The sequence below is a fragment of the Streptomyces sp. NPDC101181 genome (assembly GCF_044767975.1).
GTDB lineage: Bacteria > Actinomycetota > Actinomycetes > Streptomycetales > Streptomycetaceae > Streptomyces.
Map to the genome: position 1 here is coordinate 427925 of NZ_JBIWOX010000002.1, position 17064 is coordinate 444988.

Below are 17064 nucleotides of genomic sequence, written 5' to 3' on the forward strand. Positions count from 1 at the left end.
GGGGTCCGGAAACGTGGAGAACCTGATCGCGCTGCTCGTCGCGGCGCCCCTGCTCGGAGCGGCGGTCCTGCTCTGCGGCGGACGCCGGCTGGACGGGGCCGGCCACTGGCTCGGCACGGCACTGGCCGCCGCCTCCTTCGTCGTCGGCCTGGTGCTGTTCGCCGACATGCTGGGGAAGGGCGCCGAGGACCGGGCCCTGCACCAGCACCTGTTCAGCTGGATCCCGGTGGAGGGTTTCCAGGCCGACATCGCCTTCCAGCTCGACCAGCTGTCGATGACGTTCGTCCTGCTCATCACCGGTGTGGGCACCCTGATCCACATCTACTCCATCGGCTACATGGAGCACGACGAGCGCAGGCGCCGCTTCTTCGGCTATCTCAACCTGTTCCTCGCGGCGATGCTGATCCTGGTCATCGCCGACAACTACCTGCTGCTGTACGTCGGGTGGGAGGGCGTCGGTCTGGCGTCGTTCCTGCTCATCGGCTTCTGGCAGCACAAGCCCAGCGCGGCCACCGCCGCCAAGAAGGCCTTCCTGGTCAACCGGGTCGGCGACGTCGGCCTGTCGATCGCCATCATGCTGATGTTCACCACCTTCGGCACCTTCGCCTTCGGCCCGGTGCTGGACTCGGTGGGCGAGAGCGGCCAGGGCACGCTGACCGCCATCGGCCTGATGCTGCTGCTGGCCGCCTGCGGCAAGTCGGCCCAGGTGCCGCTCCAGTCCTGGCTGGGTGACGCGATGGAGGGCCCGACCCCGGTCTCCGCCCTCATCCACGCCGCGACCATGGTCACCGCCGGTGTCTATCTCATCGTCCGCTCCGGCGCGATCTTCAACGCCGCCCCGGACGCCCAGCTGGTCGTGGTCATCGTCGGCGCGGTCACACTGATCTTCGGTGCGATCGTCGGTTGCGCGAAGGACGACATCAAGAAGGCCCTCGCGGGCTCCACGATGTCGCAGATCGGGTACATGATCCTGGCCGCGGGCCTCGGTCCCATCGGCTACGTCTTCGCGATCATGCACCTGGTGACGCACGGCTTCTTCAAGGCCGGGCTGTTCCTCGGCGCGGGCTCGGTCATGCACGGCATGAACGACGAGGTCGACATGCGCAAGTACGGGGGCCTGCGGAAGTACATGCCGGTCACCTTCGTCACCTTCGGTCTCGGCTACCTCGCGATCATCGGCTTCCCGGGCCTGTCCGGCTTCTTCTCCAAGGACAAGATCATCGAGGCGGCTTTCGCCAAGGGCGGCGCCGAGGGCTGGATCCTCGGCTCGGTGGCCCTGCTGGGCGCCGCGATCACCGCGTTCTACATGACACGGGTGATGCTGATGACGTTCTTCGGCGAGAAGCGCTGGCAGCCCGACGCGGAGGGCCACGAGCCGCATCCGCACGAGTCCCCGAAGTCGATGACGGTCCCGATGATCGTGCTGGCCTTCGGCTCGGTGTTCGCCGGTGGGTTCTTCGCCATCGGCGACCGGTTCGTCACCTGGCTGGAGCCGGTGACGGGATACGACCACGGGCACTCCCCGCTCAGCGCGGCCACCGTCACCGGGGCCACCGTGGTGGCGCTCCTCGTCGGTGTCGCCATCGCCTGGTCGGTGTACGGACGCAAGCCGGTCCCGGTGGTCGCCCCGCGCGGTTCGGTCCTCACCCGGGCCGCCCGGCGCGACCTCCTCCAGGACGACTTCAACCACGTGGTCCTGGTCCGCGGCGGCGAGCACCTCACCCGCTCGCTGGTCTACGTGGACCACTCCCTGGTCGACGGCGTCGTCAACGGCACGGCCGCCTCGGTCGGCGGGCTCTCCGGACGGCTGCGCAAGCTCCAGAACGGCTACGCCCGCACCTACGCGGTCTCGATGTTCGGCGGTGCGGCGGTCGTCATCGCCGCGACCCTGCTGATGAGGGCGGTCTGATCACATGTCCTTTCCCCTCCTGACCGCGACGGCGGCGCTCCCGGCGATCGGCGCGATCGCCACCGCCGCCGTCCCCGCCGCGCGGCGCACCGCGGCCAAGTGGCTCGCGCTGCTCTTCTCCCTGGGCACGCTCGTCCTGGCGGCCGTCGTCTTCGTCCGTTTCGAACCGGGCGGCGACCGCTACCAGCTCACCGAGTCCCACGCCTGGATCGCCGACTTCGGCGTCCGCTACGACCTGGGCGTCGACGGCATCGGGGTGGCGCTGCTCGCCCTGACCGCGCTGCTCATCCCGTTCGTCATCGTCGCGGGCTGGCACGACGCGGACCCCCTGGAGACGAAGTCCTCGCGCTGGCGTCCGACGCAGGGCTTCTTCGCCCTGATCCTCATGGTCGAGGCCATGGTGATCCTGTCGTTCGTCGCGACCGACGTCTTCCTCTTCTACATCCTGTTCGAAGCCATGCTCATCCCGATGTACTTCCTCATCGGCGGCTTCGGGGACCGGGCCCACGCGGGCACCGACGAGAACGCCGCGGCGCAACGCTCGTACGCGGCGGTCAAGTTCCTCCTGTACAACCTGGCCGGCGGTCTGATCATGCTGGCCGCGGTCATCGGCCTGTACGTGGTCGCGGGCAGCTTCTCGCTCCCGGAGATCGCCGAGGCCCGCGCCAACGGCTCGCTGGAGATGGCGACCAGCACCGAACGGTGGCTGTTCCTCGGGTTCTTCTTCGCGTTCGCGGTGAAGGCCCCGCTGTGGCCGCTGCACACCTGGCTGCCGAACGCGATGGGTGAGGCCACCGCCCCGGTCGCGGTGCTGATCACCGCGATCGTCGACAAGGTCGGCACGTTCGCGATGCTCCGCTTCTGCCTCGGGCTGTTCCCGGAGGCCAGTAAGTGGGCCACCCCGGTGATCATCGCCCTGGCGCTGGTCTCCATCGTCTACGGGGCGCTGCTGGCGGTCGGCCAGCGCGACATCAAGCGGCTCATCGCCTACGCCTCGATCTCGCACTTCGGCTTCATCATCCTCGGCATCTTCGCGATGACCAGCCAGGGCCAGTCGGGCGCCACGCTCTACATGGTCAACCACGGCATCTCGACGGCCGCGCTGCTGCTGGTCGCCGGATTCCTCATCACCCGGCGCGGCTCGCGGCTCATCGCGGACTACGGCGGGGTGCAGAAGGTCGCCCCCGTGCTGGCGGGGACGTTCCTCATCGGCGGGCTCGCCACCCTGTCGCTGCCCGGACTCGCCCCGTTCGTCAGTGAGTTCCTGGTCCTGGTCGGCACGTTCAGCGCGTATCCGGTGGCCGGGATCATCGCCACCTCCGGCATCGTGCTCGCCGCGCTCTACGTCCTGGTCCTCTACCAGCGCACGATGACCGGGCCGGTCCAGGAGTCGGTCCGCTCCATGCCCGACCTGAAGGGCCGGGAGCTGGCCGTGGCGGTGCCGCTGATCGCCGTGCTGATCTTCCTGGGCGTCTTCCCGAAGCCGCTCACCGACGTCGTCAACCCGGCGGTCGAGCACACCATGTCCGACGTACAGAAGAAGGACCCCCAGCCCGACGTGGAGGCCGCCAAGTGAGCGCAACAGCTGTCCACAGCCTGTGGACGACGGCGAGCGGGGTGACATCGGCGGCGCCCGGCGACTCGTTCTCGGCGCCGAAGATCGAGTACACCCAGCTGATGCCCGTCCTGATCATCGTGGGCATCGCGGTCGTGGGCATCCTGGTGGAGGCCTTCGTGCCGCGCCGGGCCCGCTACCACACCCAGCTCTTCCTGACGGTGACGGCGATCGCCGCCTCCTTCGCCGCGATCGTCGGCCTCGCGGCCGGGGGCTACGGCACCACGAAGGCCCAGATCGCCGCCATGGGCGCCATCGCGATCGACGGTCCCACCCTGTTCCTCCAGGGCACCATCCTGCTGGTCGCCATGGTGGCGGTCTTCACCTTCGCCGAGCGCCGACTCGACCCCACCTCCCACGGCAACCGGGTCGACTCCTTCGCCGCCCAGCCGGGGGCCGTGCCGGGCAGCGAGGGCGAGAAGGCCGCGGTCCGGGCCGGGTTCGCCACGACCGAGGTCTTCCCGCTGCTGATGTTCTCGGTGGCGGGCCTGCTGGTCTTCCCGGCCGCCAACGACCTGCTGACGCTCTTCATCGCGCTGGAGGTCTTCTCCCTCCCGCTCTACCTCCTGTGCGCCGTCGCCCGCCGCAAGCGGCTGATGTCGCAGGAGGCGGCCGTGAAGTACTTCCTGCTCGGCGCGTTCTCCTCGGCGTTCCTGCTGTTCGGCATCGCCCTCCTCTACGGCTACGCGGGCTCCCTCTCGTACGCCACCATCGCCAACGTCGTCGACGGCTCGGTCCTGGAGATCGACCCGGCCCTCGCCGACACCATGGGCAACGACGCGCTGCTGCTCATCGGCGGCGCGATGCTCCTGACCGGCCTGCTGTTCAAGGTCGGTGCGGTGCCGTTCCACATGTGGACCCCGGACGTCTACCAGGGCGCACCGACCCCGGTCACCGGGTTCATGGCCGCCGCGACGAAGGTCGCCGCGTTCGGCGCGCTGCTGCGCCTGCTGTACGTGGCGCTGCCGGGCCTCACCTGGGACCTGCGGCCGGTGCTGTGGGCGGTGGCGATCCTCACCATGCTGGGCGGGGCGATCGTCGCGATCACCCAGACCGACATCAAGCGGCTGCTGGCCTACTCCTCGATCGCGCACGCGGGCTTCATCCTCGCGGGCGTCATCGCGGCCAGTCCGGAGGGCATCTCCTCGGTCCTCTTCTACCTCGCGGCCTACTCCTTCGTGACGGTCGGCGCGTTCGCCGTGGTCACGCTGGTCCGGGACGCGGGCGGCGAGGCGACGCACCTGTCGAAGTGGGCCGGGCTCGGCCGCCGCTCGCCGCTGGTCGCGGCGGTCTTCGCGGTGTTCCTGCTGGCGTTCGCCGGTATTCCGCTGACCTCCGGGTTCTCGGGGAAGTTCGCGGTGTTCAAGGCGGCCGCCGAGGGCGGCGCGGGTGCGCTGGTCGTCGTCGGGGTGCTCTCCTCGGCGGTCGCGGCGTTCTTCTACATCCGCGTCATCGTCCTGATGTTCTTCAGCGAGCCGAAGGCGGACGGCCCCACGGTCGCCGTCCCGTCCCCGCTGACCATGACGACGATCGCGGTGGGCGTCGCCGTCACCCTGGTGCTCGGCCTGGCCCCGCAGTACTTCCTGGACCTGGCGAGCCAGGCGGGGGTCTTCGTGCGGTAGCCCGGTTGCGAGGGGCGAGGACAACGCCGGTCGGTCCGATATCCACGGACCGTCCGGCGTTGTCACTGCGGCCGCCTATCGTGGACGGGGACGAGAGCAGGACGGGCGGGGCGGCCCCAGGCGCGGCCCCCGGGGGACAGAGCATTGGGCGTGACCATGGATGTGACCGGGACGGTGACCGAGACCCCTGCGGGCGACGGGAGCGAGGCGCTGAGCACACTGCACCGCGTCTTCGGCTACGAGTCGTTCCGCGGCGAGCAGGGCGCGGTCATCGAGCACGTGGTGGCCGGTGGCGACGCCGTGGTCCTCATGCCCACCGGCGGCGGAAAGTCCCTGTGCTACCAGATCCCGTCCCTGGTCCGGCGCGGGACGGGCGTCGTGGTCTCGCCGCTGATCGCCCTCATGCAGGACCAGGTCGACGCGCTGCGCGCGCTGGGTGTGCGGGCCGGGTTCATGAACTCCACGCAGGACTTCGACGAGCGCCGCTCGATGGAGGCGCAGTTCCTCGCGGGCGAGCTGGACATCCTCTACCTGGCTCCGGAGCGGCTCCGCCTCGACTCGACCCTCTCGCTGCTGGCCCGCGGCGAGGTCTCCGTCTTCGCGATCGACGAGGCGCACTGCGTCGCGCAGTGGGGCCACGACTTCCGCCCCGACTATCTGGCCCTGTCGGTCCTCGGCGAGCGCTGGCCGGACGTCCCGCGCATCGCCCTGACGGCGACCGCGACCAACGCCACGCACGAGGAGATCACCCGCCGCCTCGGCATGCCGGACGCGAAGCACTTCGTGGCCAGCTTCGACCGGCCGAACATCCAGTACCGGATCGTCCCCAAGTCCGAGCCGAAGAAGCAGCTCCTGACCTTTCTCAAGGAGGAGCACGCCGGGGACGCGGGCATCGTCTACTGCCTCTCGCGCAACTCCACCGAGAAGATCGCGGAGTATCTCAGCCGCAACGGCGTGGCGGCCGTGCCGTACCACGCGGGCCTGGACGCCGTCACGCGCGCCGACCACCAGGCGCGGTTCCTCCGGGAGGAGGGGCTGGTCGTCGTCGCGACGATCGCCTTCGGCATGGGCATCGACAAGCCGGACGTCCGCTTCGTCGCCCACCTGGACCTTCCCAAGTCCGTCGAGGGCTACTACCAGGAGACCGGCCGCGCGGGCCGCGACGGGGAGCCGTCGACGGCCTGGATGGCGTACGGGCTCCAGGACGTCGTCCAGCAGCGCAAGCTGATCCAGGGCGGCGAGGGCGACGAGGCGTTCCGTCGCCGGGCCGCCTCCCACCTGGACTCGATGCTGGCCCTGTGCGAGACGGTCCAGTGCCGCCGTGCCCAGCTCCTGACGTACTTCGGCCAGGAGCCGACGGCCGACGCCTGCGGCAACTGCGACACCTGCCTGACCCCGCCGGAGACCTGGGACGGCACGGTCGTCTCCCAGAAGCTGCTCTCCACGGTGGTGCGGCTGAAGCGCGAGCGGAACCAGAAGTTCGGCGCGGGCCAGATCGTGGACATCCTGCTCGGCCGCAAGACCGCCAAGGTCATCCAGTTCGACCACGACCAGCTCTCCGTCTTCGGCATCGGCGAGGAGCTGGCCGAGGCGGAGTGGCGCGGCGTGGCGCGCCAGTTGCTGGCGCAGGGCCTGCTCGCCGTCGAGGGGGAGTACGGCACGCTGGTCCTCACCGAGGAGAGCGGCAGCGTCCTGGGCCGCGAGCGCGAGGTGCTGCTGCGCAAGGAGCCGAAGAAGCCCACGTCCCGCTCGTCGTCCTCGTCCGGCGGCGGCAAGGGGGCCAAGGGGAAGGCGGCGGCGGCCGACCTCCCGCCTTCCGCCGTGCCGGTCTTCGAGGCGCTGCGCGCCTGGCGCGGGGCGACCGCCAAGGAGCAGGGCGTCCCGGCGTATGTGATCTTCCACGACGCCACGCTGCGCGAGATCGCGACCCTCCACCCGGCGACGCTCGGCGAGCTGGGAGGCATCAGCGGCCTGGGCGAGAAGAAGCTCGCGACGTACGGGGAGGGCGTGCTGGAGGTCCTGGCCCGGACGACCCCGGCGGCTGCGGACCAAGGCGCTGCGGACCCGGTCGCGACGGACCCGGTCGCGGCGGGCCGAGAAACCCCGGACGCGGACCAGGCGGCTACCGACTCGGACCGGGCGGCCACGGACCCGGAGTCCTCGGCTCCCGCCCCACGCCCGGCGGCGGCCCCCGCGCGGGCGCAGGCCCCGGCGGCCGGGACCCACGAGGACGCGGAGTTCGGCTGGGACGAGGAGCCGCCCGAGTACGCGTGAGCCCGCCGCGCGGGCGGCGGGCTCAGAGGTGTCTCACCCGGGTCGCGGGCTCGGCCGGCGTATCCGCCGGGAACCGGATCCGGATGGTCCGAATGAGGGAACGCCTGTCGCGGGGCGGGCCGGTGGCGCCGTGTGGTGCTCCAGGCGTTCCCACGTTCGGGGACGTTCCGTTACTCGGCGGCGCAGTTCAGATCGCGTGCCGGGCGTTCGCCGGTGGTGAGGAAGCGGGTGGTGGCGTTGTTGGCGCAGGTGTTGGTGCCGAAGGGGTAGACGCCGTGGCCGCCCTGGTCGGCGGTGATCATCCTGGCGCGCTGGCCCAGTGCCGTGCGGAGCTTCAGGGCGCCCGCCAGGGGGGTCCCGGGGTCGCGTTCGTTCTGGATGATGAGGATGTTGGACGGCCCGCGGTCGGTGATGTTCACCGGTGACTGGTGGTGGCGGGCGGGCCAGGAGGCGCAGGGGCTGATGTTGGCGGTGGAGGCGCCGAGCTTGGGGTAGCGGGCGCGGTCGATGAGGACGTTGAGCTGGTAGGTGAGCTGGTGGCGGGGCCACCGGGAGTCGGCGCACAGGACGTGGAGGCGGGAGGCCGCGGAGTTTTCCTGGGCGGGGGTCGGCTCGAAGGGGTAGGGCTGGCCGGCCTTCAGGGTCTGCCACATCTTCGCCAGGGCGGGGAGCTGCGTGTCGGAGTAGAGCAGTTCCAGGGTCAGTCCGCGGAAGAGGGTGCCGGTGATGTCGCCGACGGGCTCGGCGTCCAGGCGGCGGGCGAGGCGGTGGTAGGTGGCCTCCACCTGGGCGGAGGTGGTGCCCAGGCCGTATTCGGGGTGCTCGGAGGCGTGGGCGGCGAAGTCGGGGAAGCGGTCCTCCATGCCGCGGGCCAGCTGCCGGAGGGCGTTGACGTCGTAGCCGTCGGGGCCCAGGGCGCTGTCGAGGACGATGCGGTCGCTGTGCTGGGGGAAGAGCTGGGCGTAGGTGGCGCCGAGGTAGCTGCCGTAGGAGGCGCCGAGGTAGGAGAGCTTGGACTCGCCGAGCGCGGTGCGCAGGTGGTTCATGTCCCGTGCGGTGTTCGCGGTGGTGGTGTGGGGGAGCATCCACGCGGTGTCGGAGGTGGCGCACTGCTGGGCGATGGTGCGGGCGTGCCCGGCTTCGCGGGCCACGTCGGCGGGGGTACGGGCGTAGGTGGGGAAGGCGCCGCGTTTCAGCTGGGCGGTGGTGAGGTCGCAGGTCACCGGGGTACTGCGGCCGACGCCTCGGGGGTCCATGCCGATGATGTCGTAGGCGTCCTTGACCTGCTGGGGCAGGCCGGTCGCCAGGCCCACGGGGTAGCCCAGGCCGCCGCCGCCGGGGCCGCCGGGGTTGGTGATAAGGACACCGCGGCGCTGGGAGGGCTTCTGGCTGGGCAGCCGGGACAGGGCGATGTCGATCTGGCGGCCCGCGGGGTCGCGGTAGTCCAGGGGCACCTTGAGCGTGGTGCACTGGAGATCCTTGGGGGGGTTGGCACCCGGGCAGGTCCCCCACTTCACCGGTGCCGGCGAAGGTGCGGGTGCGGCGGCCGGCCGGTTGGGCGTGGTGCCTGAGGCGGGAGCCGCCCAGGTCACGGCGACGGCGGTGGCCGCGAGAGCCAGGGCCAGGGGTGTGCGGCGCATACGGAGAACTCCTCGTCGTCCGGAAGAGACCCCCAGCCTTCAGGTCGCGCCGCCGTCGGCGCATCGCCCCAGCGGGCCGGTGCACCCGGCACCGCGGACGGGAGGCCGGGCCCGCACCCCCGACCGGAGTCGAAACCGCTCCCCTTCCCAGGTCGGACGCCCCGGGAGAAGGGCGTCGCGATAATGAACCGATGGATACGGACGCCGTGCCACCTCAAGGGCCCGTGCCACCCCACGAGCCCGCGCCGCCTCACCAGTCCCAGCAGTCCCAGCAGCCGAAGGCGCGCGGGGCGGTCGAGGCGCCCGGGACTCCTGCGGTGTCTCAGCAGCCCGCGCCTTCGCGCGTACCCGTTCCGTCGCACGTCCCCGGACCGCCTCGGCAGCCCGTGCCGCCACCGCCCCAGCGGCCCTGGCAGCAGGCGGTGCGGATCGTGGCGGCCGCCGCGGTGGGGGTGGCGGTCTGGCTCCTCACGGGGGCCCTGCTGCCGCGTGGGTGCGCGGCGGACTCCTGCGTCTGGTTCATCACCGGCGACCCGCTGATCGCTCTCGGCTGCCTGGCCGCGGTGGCCTGGCGGCGGCGGTTCCCCGTATCCGTGGCCTTCGCCGTCTCCCTCGTGTCCGCCGCCTCCGCCCTGGCGTCCGGGGCGGCGCTGCTGGCGGTCGGGTCGCTGGCGACCCGACGGCGTCCGGCCGAGATCGCCACGGTCGCGGGCGCGTTCATCGTCGCGCCGCTGTTCACCACCGGGCTCTATCCGATAGAGCAGGCGCCCGGCACCCCCTGGACCCTGCTCGCGCTCCAGACGCTGACACTGGGGGTCGCCGTCGCCACCGGATGGGCCATCGGGGCCCGCCGCGCCGAGGTCCGGTCGCTACGGGAATGGGCCCGCGGCGCCGAACGCGAACAGGCCGCCCTGGCGGACCGGGCCCGGGTGCTGGAGCGCAACCGGATCGCCCGCGAGATGCACGACACCCTCGCCCACCGGATCTCCCTGGTCGCCCTCCAGGCCGGGGCGCTGGACCACCGCGCCGACCTGCCGGACGAGGAGCGGGGCGTGCTGGTCCGGGGCATCGCGGACGGTTCGTACCGGGCGCTGGAGGATCTGCGCGACGTGCTCGGTGTGCTCCGGGCCGAGCAGTCGGACCGCCCCGCGCCACCGCCCCCCGCCTACGACGGCGTCACCGGCCTGGTGGCCGACGCGCGCACGTCGGGGATGGACGTCACGCTCACCGACGACCTGACCAGCGGGCCCCCGGACGCGCTGGGCGACCTCTGCTTCCGCGTCGTGCGGGAAGCGCTGACCAACGCCGCCAAGCACGCCCCCGGCGCCCCGGTCCTCATCACCCTGGACGGCGGACCCGGCGGGGCGCTCGGCGTCACCGTCCGCAGCGGCCCGGCCGCCCGTACGCACACCGCACCGCCCACCTCCGGGTACGGTCTGCCGGGCCTCGCGGAGCGGGTCCGGGCCCTCGGCGGGAGCATCGCCCACGACCCGGCGGCCGACGGCGGGTTCGTCCTCAGCGTCCGGCTACCCTGGCCTGAAGGCGAGCCCGAGCGGAGGCACTGAGCGTGGAGTCCGGTAAGCCACCGGTGCGGGTGGTCGTGGTCGACGACGAACAGCTGATCCGGATGGCCGTCCGTCTCGTCATCGACGGCGAGAGCGACCTCACCGTGGTGGCGGAGGCGGCCGACGGGGAAGAGGCCCTCGCCGTCGTACGGGAGAAGACGCCGGACGTCGTGCTCATGGACGTACGGATGCCGGGGCGGGACGGGGTGAGCTGGACGCGGGAGCTGCTGGCGCTGGACCGGCCACCGCGGGTCATCGTGCTGACCGCCTTCGACTCCGACGCGCTGGTCCTCGACGCGCTGCGCGCGGGGGCCCTCGGCTTCATCCTCAAGCACACCCCGCCCGACCGGATCATCGAGGCGGTAAGGACGGTCGCGAACGGCGAACCCGCCCTCTCGCCGCAGGCCACGGCGCGGCTCATCGCGGCGGCCACCGCGGCCGGTTGCCCGGCGGTCGACGGTTCCGCCCGCGAGGCGGCCCGCAAGCGGCTGTCCGTCCTGACCCGGCGCGAGCACGACACCGCGCGGGCCATCGCGGACGGACTGGGCAACCGGGAGATCGCCGAGCGGCTGGGGATCACCGTCGCCACCGTCAAGGCCCACACCAGCAGCCTGTTCAGCAAGCTGGAGGTGGACAACCGGGTGCGCATCGCCCTGCTGGTCCGGGACGCCGACCATCCGGATCGGGATTCCTGAGAGCAGCCGTCGCGTCGGCCGCGTCGGGGGCCCGCCCCATGGCGAGGCGGGCCCCACCACGGGTCAGGCCGGCCAGCTGCCCGTGACGCGACGGGTCGCCTGCGCGCCCGAGCGTTCGACGGCGGCCTTGACCACCGCGAAGATCGCGCCCTGGATGGCGGCGGCGAGGAGGATCTCCCGCCACGGGCGTTCCTCGTCGAGAGCGTCGGGGGCGTCGCCCTCGCCCTCGATGAGCTTCCACGTCTGCTTGAACGCGGCGCCCGCGATCATGCCGCTGAGCGCGCCGAGGGCGAAGCCCACCGGCTTGTAGGCGAGCTTGGACGCCTTCACTTGGCACGTCCCCGGCTACGCCGTATCAGCAGGAAGGCGATCAGCAGCGCACCGCCCGCGAGGAGCGGGGTGCGGTTGGCACGGGCGGCCTTCGCGACCCGGTCCGCCTTCTCCAGCAGGGGGTCGGGGGTGTGGTCCGTCGCGAACTGCCCGGCGCGCGCCGCGCTCTCCCGCACCTGCGTGGCGGCCTGGGCCGTCTTCTCCTGTACGGACTCCGGCGTCTTGTCCTTCACCGCCTGGGCGGCCTGCGCCGTCTTCTCGCGGATCTGGGCGGTGGCCGCCGCGGCCTGCTCCTTCACCGCCGCCGTCTTCTCGGCGGTCTGCTCCTTCAGCTCGGCCGACTTCGCGGCGGCCTGCTCCTTCAGCTCGGCGGTCTTCTCCGCGGCCTGTTCCTTCAGCTCGGCCGACTTCTCCGCGGCCTGTTCCCTGACCTCGGCGGTCTTCTCGGCGGCCTGCTTCTTGGCGGCCGTCGCCCTCTCCGCGGCCTGTTCCTTCGCCGCGGCGGTCTTCGCCTTCGCCTGCGCCTTGACGTCCGCCTTGCCCGCCAGCGCCTCGACGGTCTGACCGAGTTCGTCGCGCGTGCGCTCGACCTGCTCGCGCAGCTCCTCGGGGGTGGGCGAACCCGTCTTCTTCTGTGACTCGTCGTTCATCGGTGAGCCCTCTCCTTGACCTCGGCCAGATCGGCCTTGACGCTGTCGATGGTCTGCTCCGGGGCGGGGGTCCCGGCGCGGGCGATCTGCTTCTTGCCCGCCAGGGCGGCCGCCCCGGCCACCGCGGCCAGCACCACCGTGACGATGAGGGCCGCGGCCCACACGGGCAGGGCCAGCGCGAGTGCGGCGATGCAGGTCGCCACCAGAGCCTGGGCCGCCAGAATGCCGACGAGCCCCGCGGCGCCGAACAGGCCGCCGCCCTTACCGAAGCGCTTGCCCTTCTGCGCCATCTCCGAACGTGCCAGCTGCATCTCCTCGCGGACCAGTTCGGAGATCTGCTGCGAGGCACGTGAGACGAGAACGCTCACCGGTTCGTCGCCGGTGGCGGGGGCCTGCCGTCCTGCTGTGCTCATGATGAGGTCACCTAGCTCTTCCCTGCCGGAATCGTCCCGACCGTCGCGCGGGAGCGGGCCGCCGTGACGGAACCTCCGCATCCGGATGTGTGTGCCGTTGACGCCCGGTTACCCGCCAACCGCGCTCGCACCCGTCCCCCGGCGAGGTACCTCGAAAGAGTCAGGCCGACGGAGGGTCAGTCCCCGCCCCCACCGCATCCGCCGCCGCCCCCGCCGTCGCCGTCGCCCCAGCCCCCGCCGCCGTCCCCGCCGCCCGAGGAGCTGTCCTGCCTGACGTTGCGGTACACCGCGTGGGCGGTCCACTCCGCGCGGCGCAGGACCTTCATCGCGGACCGGCCGCCGCCCCCCTTGGCGCTCAGCGTCGAGGCGAGGCCCACCGCGGAGACCAGGCCGGCCATGACCCGGCCGCGCCGGTCCTGGAAGCCGTGGCTCTCGGCCTGCCGGAAGCGCCGGAGGGCCGACGCGGTGGTCTCCGGACGGACCGGGAAGTGCCGCTGGTAGGGGAGGAGTCCGAGGAATCGGCGGGTCTCCCTGTTCAGGACACCGCGCTGGACCAGGGCCTCCAGGCAGTTCTCCTCGGTGTACCGGGCGTACTGCCGCACCCAGTTCTTGGCGTGGGTCCCGGTACGGAAGCGGCTCTTGCGCGGCGGTTCCAGCGTGTCCAGCAGACGGGCGAGCAGCGGGTCGGCGGGCGCCAGCGGGTTCACCACCTGGACCCGCCCGCGCTCCTCGCGTATCCGCCCCTGGAACTCCAGCTCGGCGAGGGCCGCGCCGGCCGTCGCGTAACGGAGGGAACCGCGGCCGCAGAGCGGCTTGCCGCGCCGGGGGTCCAGCGTGAGCAGCAGTATCTCCTCGGGCAGCGTCAGGGCGGGGGCGGGGAAGCTCATGGCGCGGTGACGATCCTTCCGCTCACATCGCCCAGGCCCACGCGGGTGCCGTCCGGGCCGGGGGCCCAGGCGGTCAGGGTGACCGTGTCGCCGTCCTCCAGGAACGTCCGCGTGCCGCCGGGCAGTTCCAGCGCGTCGCGGCCGTTCCAGGTCAGCTCCAGGAGCGAGCCGCGCTGGCGCGCCTCGGGTCCGCTGACCGTGCCGGAGCCGTAGAGGTCACCGGTGCGCAACGACGCGCCGTTCACCGTCATGTGGGCGAGCTGCTGGGCGGCCGTCCAGTACATCGAGGCGAACGGCGGCTCGGCCACGGTCTGCCCGTTGATCTCCACGGTGATCCGGATGTCGAAGCCGCCCGGCTCCTCGTCGGCGGAGTCGTCCAGGTAGGGCAGCAGCGGGAAGTCCCGGGCCGGGGGAGCGGTGCGGGCGGCGTCCAGGGCCTCCAGCGGGGTGACCCAGGCGGAGACGGAGGTGGCGAAGGACTTGCCGAGGAACGGGCCGAGCGGGACGTACTCCCAGGCCTGGAGGTCGCGCGCGGACCAGTCGTTGAGGAGGCAGAGCCCGAAGACGTGGTTGCGGAAGCCGGCGAGCGGGACCGGGGCGCCGTGCGGGGAGGGGACGCCGACGACGAAGCCGACCTCGGCCTCGATGTCGAGCTTCACCGAGGGGCCGAAGACCGGGGCCGGGTCGGTGGGGGCCTTGCGCTGGCCGCTGGGGCGCACCACGTCCGTGCCGGAGACCACGACGGTGCCGGAGCGGCCGTGGTAACCGATCGGCAGGTGCTTCCAGTTGGGGGTGAGTGCGTCGCCGTCCGGCCGGAAGATCCTGCCGACGTTGGTGGCGTGGTGCTCGCTGGCGTAGAAGTCGACGTAGTCCGCGACCTCGTACGGCAGGTGCAGGGTCACCGCGTCCACCGGGTGCAGCAGTGGCTCGATGGCGGTGCGGTGGGCGGGGACGGTCAGCCAGGCGGTGAGCGCGCGGCGCACATCGCTCCACGCGGTGCGGCCCGCCGCGAGGAGCGGGGTCAGGCTCGGCTGGGCCAGCAGCTCCGCGTACGGGGAGCCGAGCGCGTGGGCGGCGGCTCCGGCGTCCAGGACGTGGTCGCCGATCCGGACGCCGACCCGGCGGTCCTCGGGGTGGCCGGGGGTGGAGAACACACCGTAGGGAAGGTTGTGCGGGCCGAAGGGGTCGCCCTCGGCCAGATCGAGCGGGCTGCTCTGCTCGGGCATGTGGTGCTGCCTCGCTTTCCAGGTCGCGTGGGGGACACGTTACGTCGGGGCTCCTGCCCGGCGGCAGTGCCCCGACCATCCCCAACTGCGCGTATTGACCGGAAAGTTCGACGGCCCCGGCGGCGCGGGGGCCCGGTGAGGGAGGCGGGGGAGGGGTTCAGCCCGCCGTGCGCGGAATCCGCTTCTCCCAGGTGCGGTGGAAGACCACCTCGTCGCCGCTGGTGCAGATCACCTCGTCGGAGGTGATGAAGTCGTGCTCGTCGGCGGTGATCTCCGAGCGGGTCTCGATCCGCGCGTCCCAGGCCGTCTCCGGCCGGTGCAGCCGGATCGCCCAGTCCGAGCGGGTCCGCGCCGAGAGCGGGTCGTCCTGCTGGATGGTGTACGTCTCCAGCGCGTCCTCGGTGAATTCGAGGCCGTCCGGGTAGACCCGCGTACCGCCGTAGCGGGGGTCGACCTCCAGTCGCCACTCGCCCTTGGCGACATCGCGGACGACGAGCCGTTCGGGGCGCGGCTCCTCCAGGGTGACCGGGTGGACCACGCCGAGCGGTGCGGACTGTTCCGGTGCGCCGAAGGTGATCGCCGGGTCCTCGGTGTGGCGGCGCACGGGCAGTTCGACGAAGCTGCCGTCGGCGTCCAGGGTGAAACCGGCCGACCCTGCCTGCGGCCAGATCCAGGGCCAGTACGCGGAGGAGATCGCGATCCGGATGCGGTGGCCGGGCGGAAAGGTGTGCCCGATGCCGTTGAGGTCCAGGACCACGTCCTCGGTGTCGCCGGGTGTCCAGTCGTCGGTGCGGTCGCGGCCGTGCCGGGCGGCCAGGTTGAGCACGCCCCGGGTGACCAGGGTGGAGGAGCCGTCGGGCGCGACGTCGCAGAGGCGGGCGACGGCCTGGCCGCGCGGGACGTCCATCCGCAGGCGCAGCCGCACCCGGGGGCGGCCGAGGATCTCGATGGGGGCCTCGGACACCGGGAACTCGAACGACACCGACTTCGCGTCCTCGTCGCGCTGGTCCGGCGGCAGGTCGGCGTCGTTGCCGAAGGGGAAGAAGCGGCCCGCGTCCAGCCCGGTCTCCTGCGGCGAGGCGACGATCCGCTCACCGCCCTGGAGGGCGTACGTCGCCGGCGTGACGTTCTCCGATGGCCAGGAGGCGTCCCCGACCCAGCGGCCGGGCAGCGTCTCGTACACCGTGGCGGGCGGGTGCGAGCCGCTGATCCAGGACCGCAGCAGCGGTTCCCGCATCACGCCCGTCTCCTTGCCCTTGAGGTGCTGGTCCCACCAGCGCAGCGTCTCCTGGAGGAAGCCGATCGCGGGCCCCGGCGGCAGCCCCCGGTCCGGGTACTGGTGCGACCAGGGGCCGATGATCCCGCGCACCTGGCCGGGGTCGAGGTGTTCGACGAGCCGCAGGACGGTGTCGCGGTACGGGTCGTGCCAGCCGCCGACCGCCAGCACGTTCGCCTTGATCGCGCCGTAGTCCTCGCAGACGCTGCCGTGCTTCCAGTAGGCGTCGCGGGTCTGGTGGGCGAGCCAGGTGTGGCTGAAGGGCTCGACGGCCTCCAGCCGGTTCAGCCACATCTCCCGCCAGGCGTCGCCGACGTGCGCGGGGTCGGGCGGGCGGCAGACGAAGGCGAGCATGGTGGCGGCCCAGGCGTGCATGTCGACGGCGAGGACGGAGCCGCCCATGTAGTGGACGTCGTTGTCGTAGCGGTCGTCGGCCGAGCAGACGGTGACGATCGCCTTCAGCGGTTCGGGGGCGAGCGCGGCGATCTGGAGCGAGTTGAAGCCGCCCCAGGAGATCCCGAACATCCCGACCCGCCCCGAGCACCACTCCTGCTGGGCCAGCCAGTGGACGACGGCGACCCCGTCGGCCAGCTCCCGCGCGTCGTACTCGTCGCCCGGCAGCCCCTCGCTGTTGCCGTGCCCCCGGACGTCGACCCGCACCGAGGCGTAGCCGTGGCCCGCGTACCAGGGGTGCCGCTGCCAGTCGCGGGGGGCGGTCCAGTCGCTGAGCCGGTAGGGCAGGTACTCCAGCAGGGCGGGGACCGGCTCGTCGGTCAGCGGCCGCCAGATCCGGGCGTAGAGCCGGGTGCCGTCGGACAGCGGGATGGACACGTCCTCGTGGGTCGTCTCGTACGGGAACTCGGTCGTGATGTTCATGGGTCACCTCGATGTACGACGACGGGGCGCGGGAGGGGCGTGCTGGAGGGGCCTGCTGGAGAGGCGTACGGGTCGGTGAGCGGGGT

The 17064-nt window shown here is 72.2% G+C and carries 13 protein-coding genes; 6 read left to right on the forward strand and 7 right to left on the reverse strand.

Annotation, left to right across the window (positions count from 1 at the left end; all coding sequences use genetic code 11):
• Nucleotides 1-13: 13 nt before the first annotated feature.
• The 4 genes from nuoL (at nt 14) to recQ (ending at nt 7420) form a co-directional block, all read left to right on the forward strand.
• The gene (nuoL, locus tag ACIRRU_RS05560; protein ID WP_403676495.1) at nt 14-1909 is read left to right on the forward strand and encodes an NADH-quinone oxidoreductase subunit L; all 1896 of its coding nucleotides are present in this window, start codon (nt 14-16) and stop codon (nt 1907-1909) included.
• A 4-nt stretch (nt 1910-1913) separates the two neighbouring features.
• On the forward strand, nt 1914-3485 hold the full coding sequence (locus tag ACIRRU_RS05565; protein ID WP_403676498.1) for an NADH-quinone oxidoreductase subunit M: 1572 nt from the start codon (nt 1914-1916) through the stop codon (nt 3483-3485).
• Nucleotides 3482-5146: an NADH-quinone oxidoreductase subunit NuoN gene (gene nuoN / locus ACIRRU_RS05570; RefSeq protein WP_363200452.1), complete on the forward strand. Its 1665-nt coding sequence runs from the start codon at nt 3482-3484 to the stop codon at nt 5144-5146. The genes ACIRRU_RS05565 and nuoN overlap by 4 nt, the downstream gene beginning before the upstream one ends.
• A gap of 156 nt (nt 5147-5302) precedes the next feature.
• Nucleotides 5303-7420 (forward strand): DNA helicase RecQ, encoded by a 2118-nt coding sequence (recQ, locus tag ACIRRU_RS05575; protein WP_403677020.1) that lies wholly within the window; start codon nt 5303-5305, stop codon nt 7418-7420.
• A 170-nt stretch (nt 7421-7590) separates the two neighbouring features.
• Here recQ and ACIRRU_RS05580 read toward each other — a convergent pair whose 3' ends face one another.
• Nucleotides 7591-9060, reverse strand: a complete 1470-nt coding sequence (locus ACIRRU_RS05580) for an alpha/beta hydrolase (protein ID WP_403676501.1) — start codon at nt 9058-9060, stop codon at nt 7591-7593.
• Between the two features lie 386 nt (nt 9061-9446).
• Here ACIRRU_RS05580 and ACIRRU_RS05585 point away from each other — a divergent pair, with 386 nt between their 5' ends.
• Both ACIRRU_RS05585 and ACIRRU_RS05590 read left to right on the forward strand, forming a co-directional pair.
• Nucleotides 9447-10625 carry a sensor histidine kinase gene (locus ACIRRU_RS05585; RefSeq protein WP_403676504.1) on the forward strand — a complete coding sequence of 393 codons (1179 nt, stop codon included), beginning with the start codon at nt 9447-9449 and terminating at the stop codon, nt 10623-10625.
• 2 nt (nt 10626-10627) lie between these two features.
• Nucleotides 10628-11320, forward strand: a complete 693-nt coding sequence (locus tag ACIRRU_RS05590) for a response regulator transcription factor (RefSeq protein WP_363200455.1) — start codon at nt 10628-10630, stop codon at nt 11318-11320.
• Nucleotides 11321-11383: 63 nt separating this feature from the next.
• Here the strand turns inward: ACIRRU_RS05590 and ACIRRU_RS05595 are convergent, their stop codons facing one another.
• From ACIRRU_RS05595 to ACIRRU_RS05620, 6 genes are all read right to left on the reverse strand, one after another.
• Nucleotides 11384-11650 carry a DUF4235 domain-containing protein gene (locus ACIRRU_RS05595; protein WP_363200456.1) on the reverse strand — a complete coding sequence of 89 codons (267 nt, stop codon included), beginning with the start codon at nt 11648-11650 and terminating at the stop codon, nt 11384-11386.
• Complete coding sequence (locus tag ACIRRU_RS05600; protein WP_403676508.1) at nt 11647-12300, reverse strand: DUF3618 domain-containing protein; 654 nt, start codon at nt 12298-12300, stop codon at nt 11647-11649. The genes ACIRRU_RS05595 and ACIRRU_RS05600 overlap by 4 nt, the downstream gene beginning before the upstream one ends.
• Nucleotides 12297-12713, reverse strand: a complete 417-nt coding sequence (locus ACIRRU_RS05605; RefSeq protein WP_363200458.1) for a phage holin family protein — start codon at nt 12711-12713, stop codon at nt 12297-12299. Before ACIRRU_RS05605 ends, ACIRRU_RS05600 begins: the two co-directional genes overlap by 4 nt.
• A gap of 176 nt (nt 12714-12889) precedes the next feature.
• Complete coding sequence (locus tag ACIRRU_RS05610) at nt 12890-13600, reverse strand: GPP34 family phosphoprotein (RefSeq protein ID WP_403676510.1); 711 nt, start codon at nt 13598-13600, stop codon at nt 12890-12892.
• Complete coding sequence (gene fahA / locus ACIRRU_RS05615) at nt 13597-14826, reverse strand: fumarylacetoacetase (RefSeq protein WP_403676513.1); 1230 nt, start codon at nt 14824-14826, stop codon at nt 13597-13599. Before fahA ends, ACIRRU_RS05610 begins: the two co-directional genes overlap by 4 nt.
• Nucleotides 14827-14983: 157 nt before the next feature.
• Nucleotides 14984-16978 (reverse strand): CocE/NonD family hydrolase, encoded by a 1995-nt coding sequence (locus ACIRRU_RS05620; protein WP_403676516.1) that lies wholly within the window; start codon nt 16976-16978, stop codon nt 14984-14986.
• Nucleotides 16979-17064: the final 86 nt, after the last annotated feature.

What these genes read in the sequence shown, in the direction of transcription:
- ACIRRU_RS05620 (WP_403676516.1), bottom strand. Translation starts at nt 16,978, where the DNA reads ATGAACATCACGACCGAGTTCCCGTACGAGACGACCCACGAGGACGTG.
- ACIRRU_RS05605 (WP_363200458.1), bottom strand. Translation starts at nt 12,713, where the DNA reads ATGAGCACAGCAGGACGGCAGGCCCCCGCCACCGGCGACGAACCGGTG.
- ACIRRU_RS05580 (WP_403676501.1), bottom strand. Translation starts at nt 9,060, where the DNA reads ATGCGCCGCACACCCCTGGCCCTGGCTCTCGCGGCCACCGCCGTCGCC.
- recQ (WP_403677020.1), top strand. Translation starts at nt 5,303, where the DNA reads ATGGATGTGACCGGGACGGTGACCGAGACCCCTGCGGGCGACGGGAGC.
- ACIRRU_RS05565 (WP_403676498.1), top strand. Translation starts at nt 1,914, where the DNA reads ATGTCCTTTCCCCTCCTGACCGCGACGGCGGCGCTCCCGGCGATCGGC.
- ACIRRU_RS05610 (WP_403676510.1), bottom strand. Translation starts at nt 13,600, where the DNA reads ATGAGCTTCCCCGCCCCCGCCCTGACGCTGCCCGAGGAGATACTGCTG.
- ACIRRU_RS05600 (WP_403676508.1), bottom strand. Translation starts at nt 12,300, where the DNA reads ATGAACGACGAGTCACAGAAGAAGACGGGTTCGCCCACCCCCGAGGAG.
- fahA (WP_403676513.1), bottom strand. Translation starts at nt 14,826, where the DNA reads ATGCCCGAGCAGAGCAGCCCGCTCGATCTGGCCGAGGGCGACCCCTTC.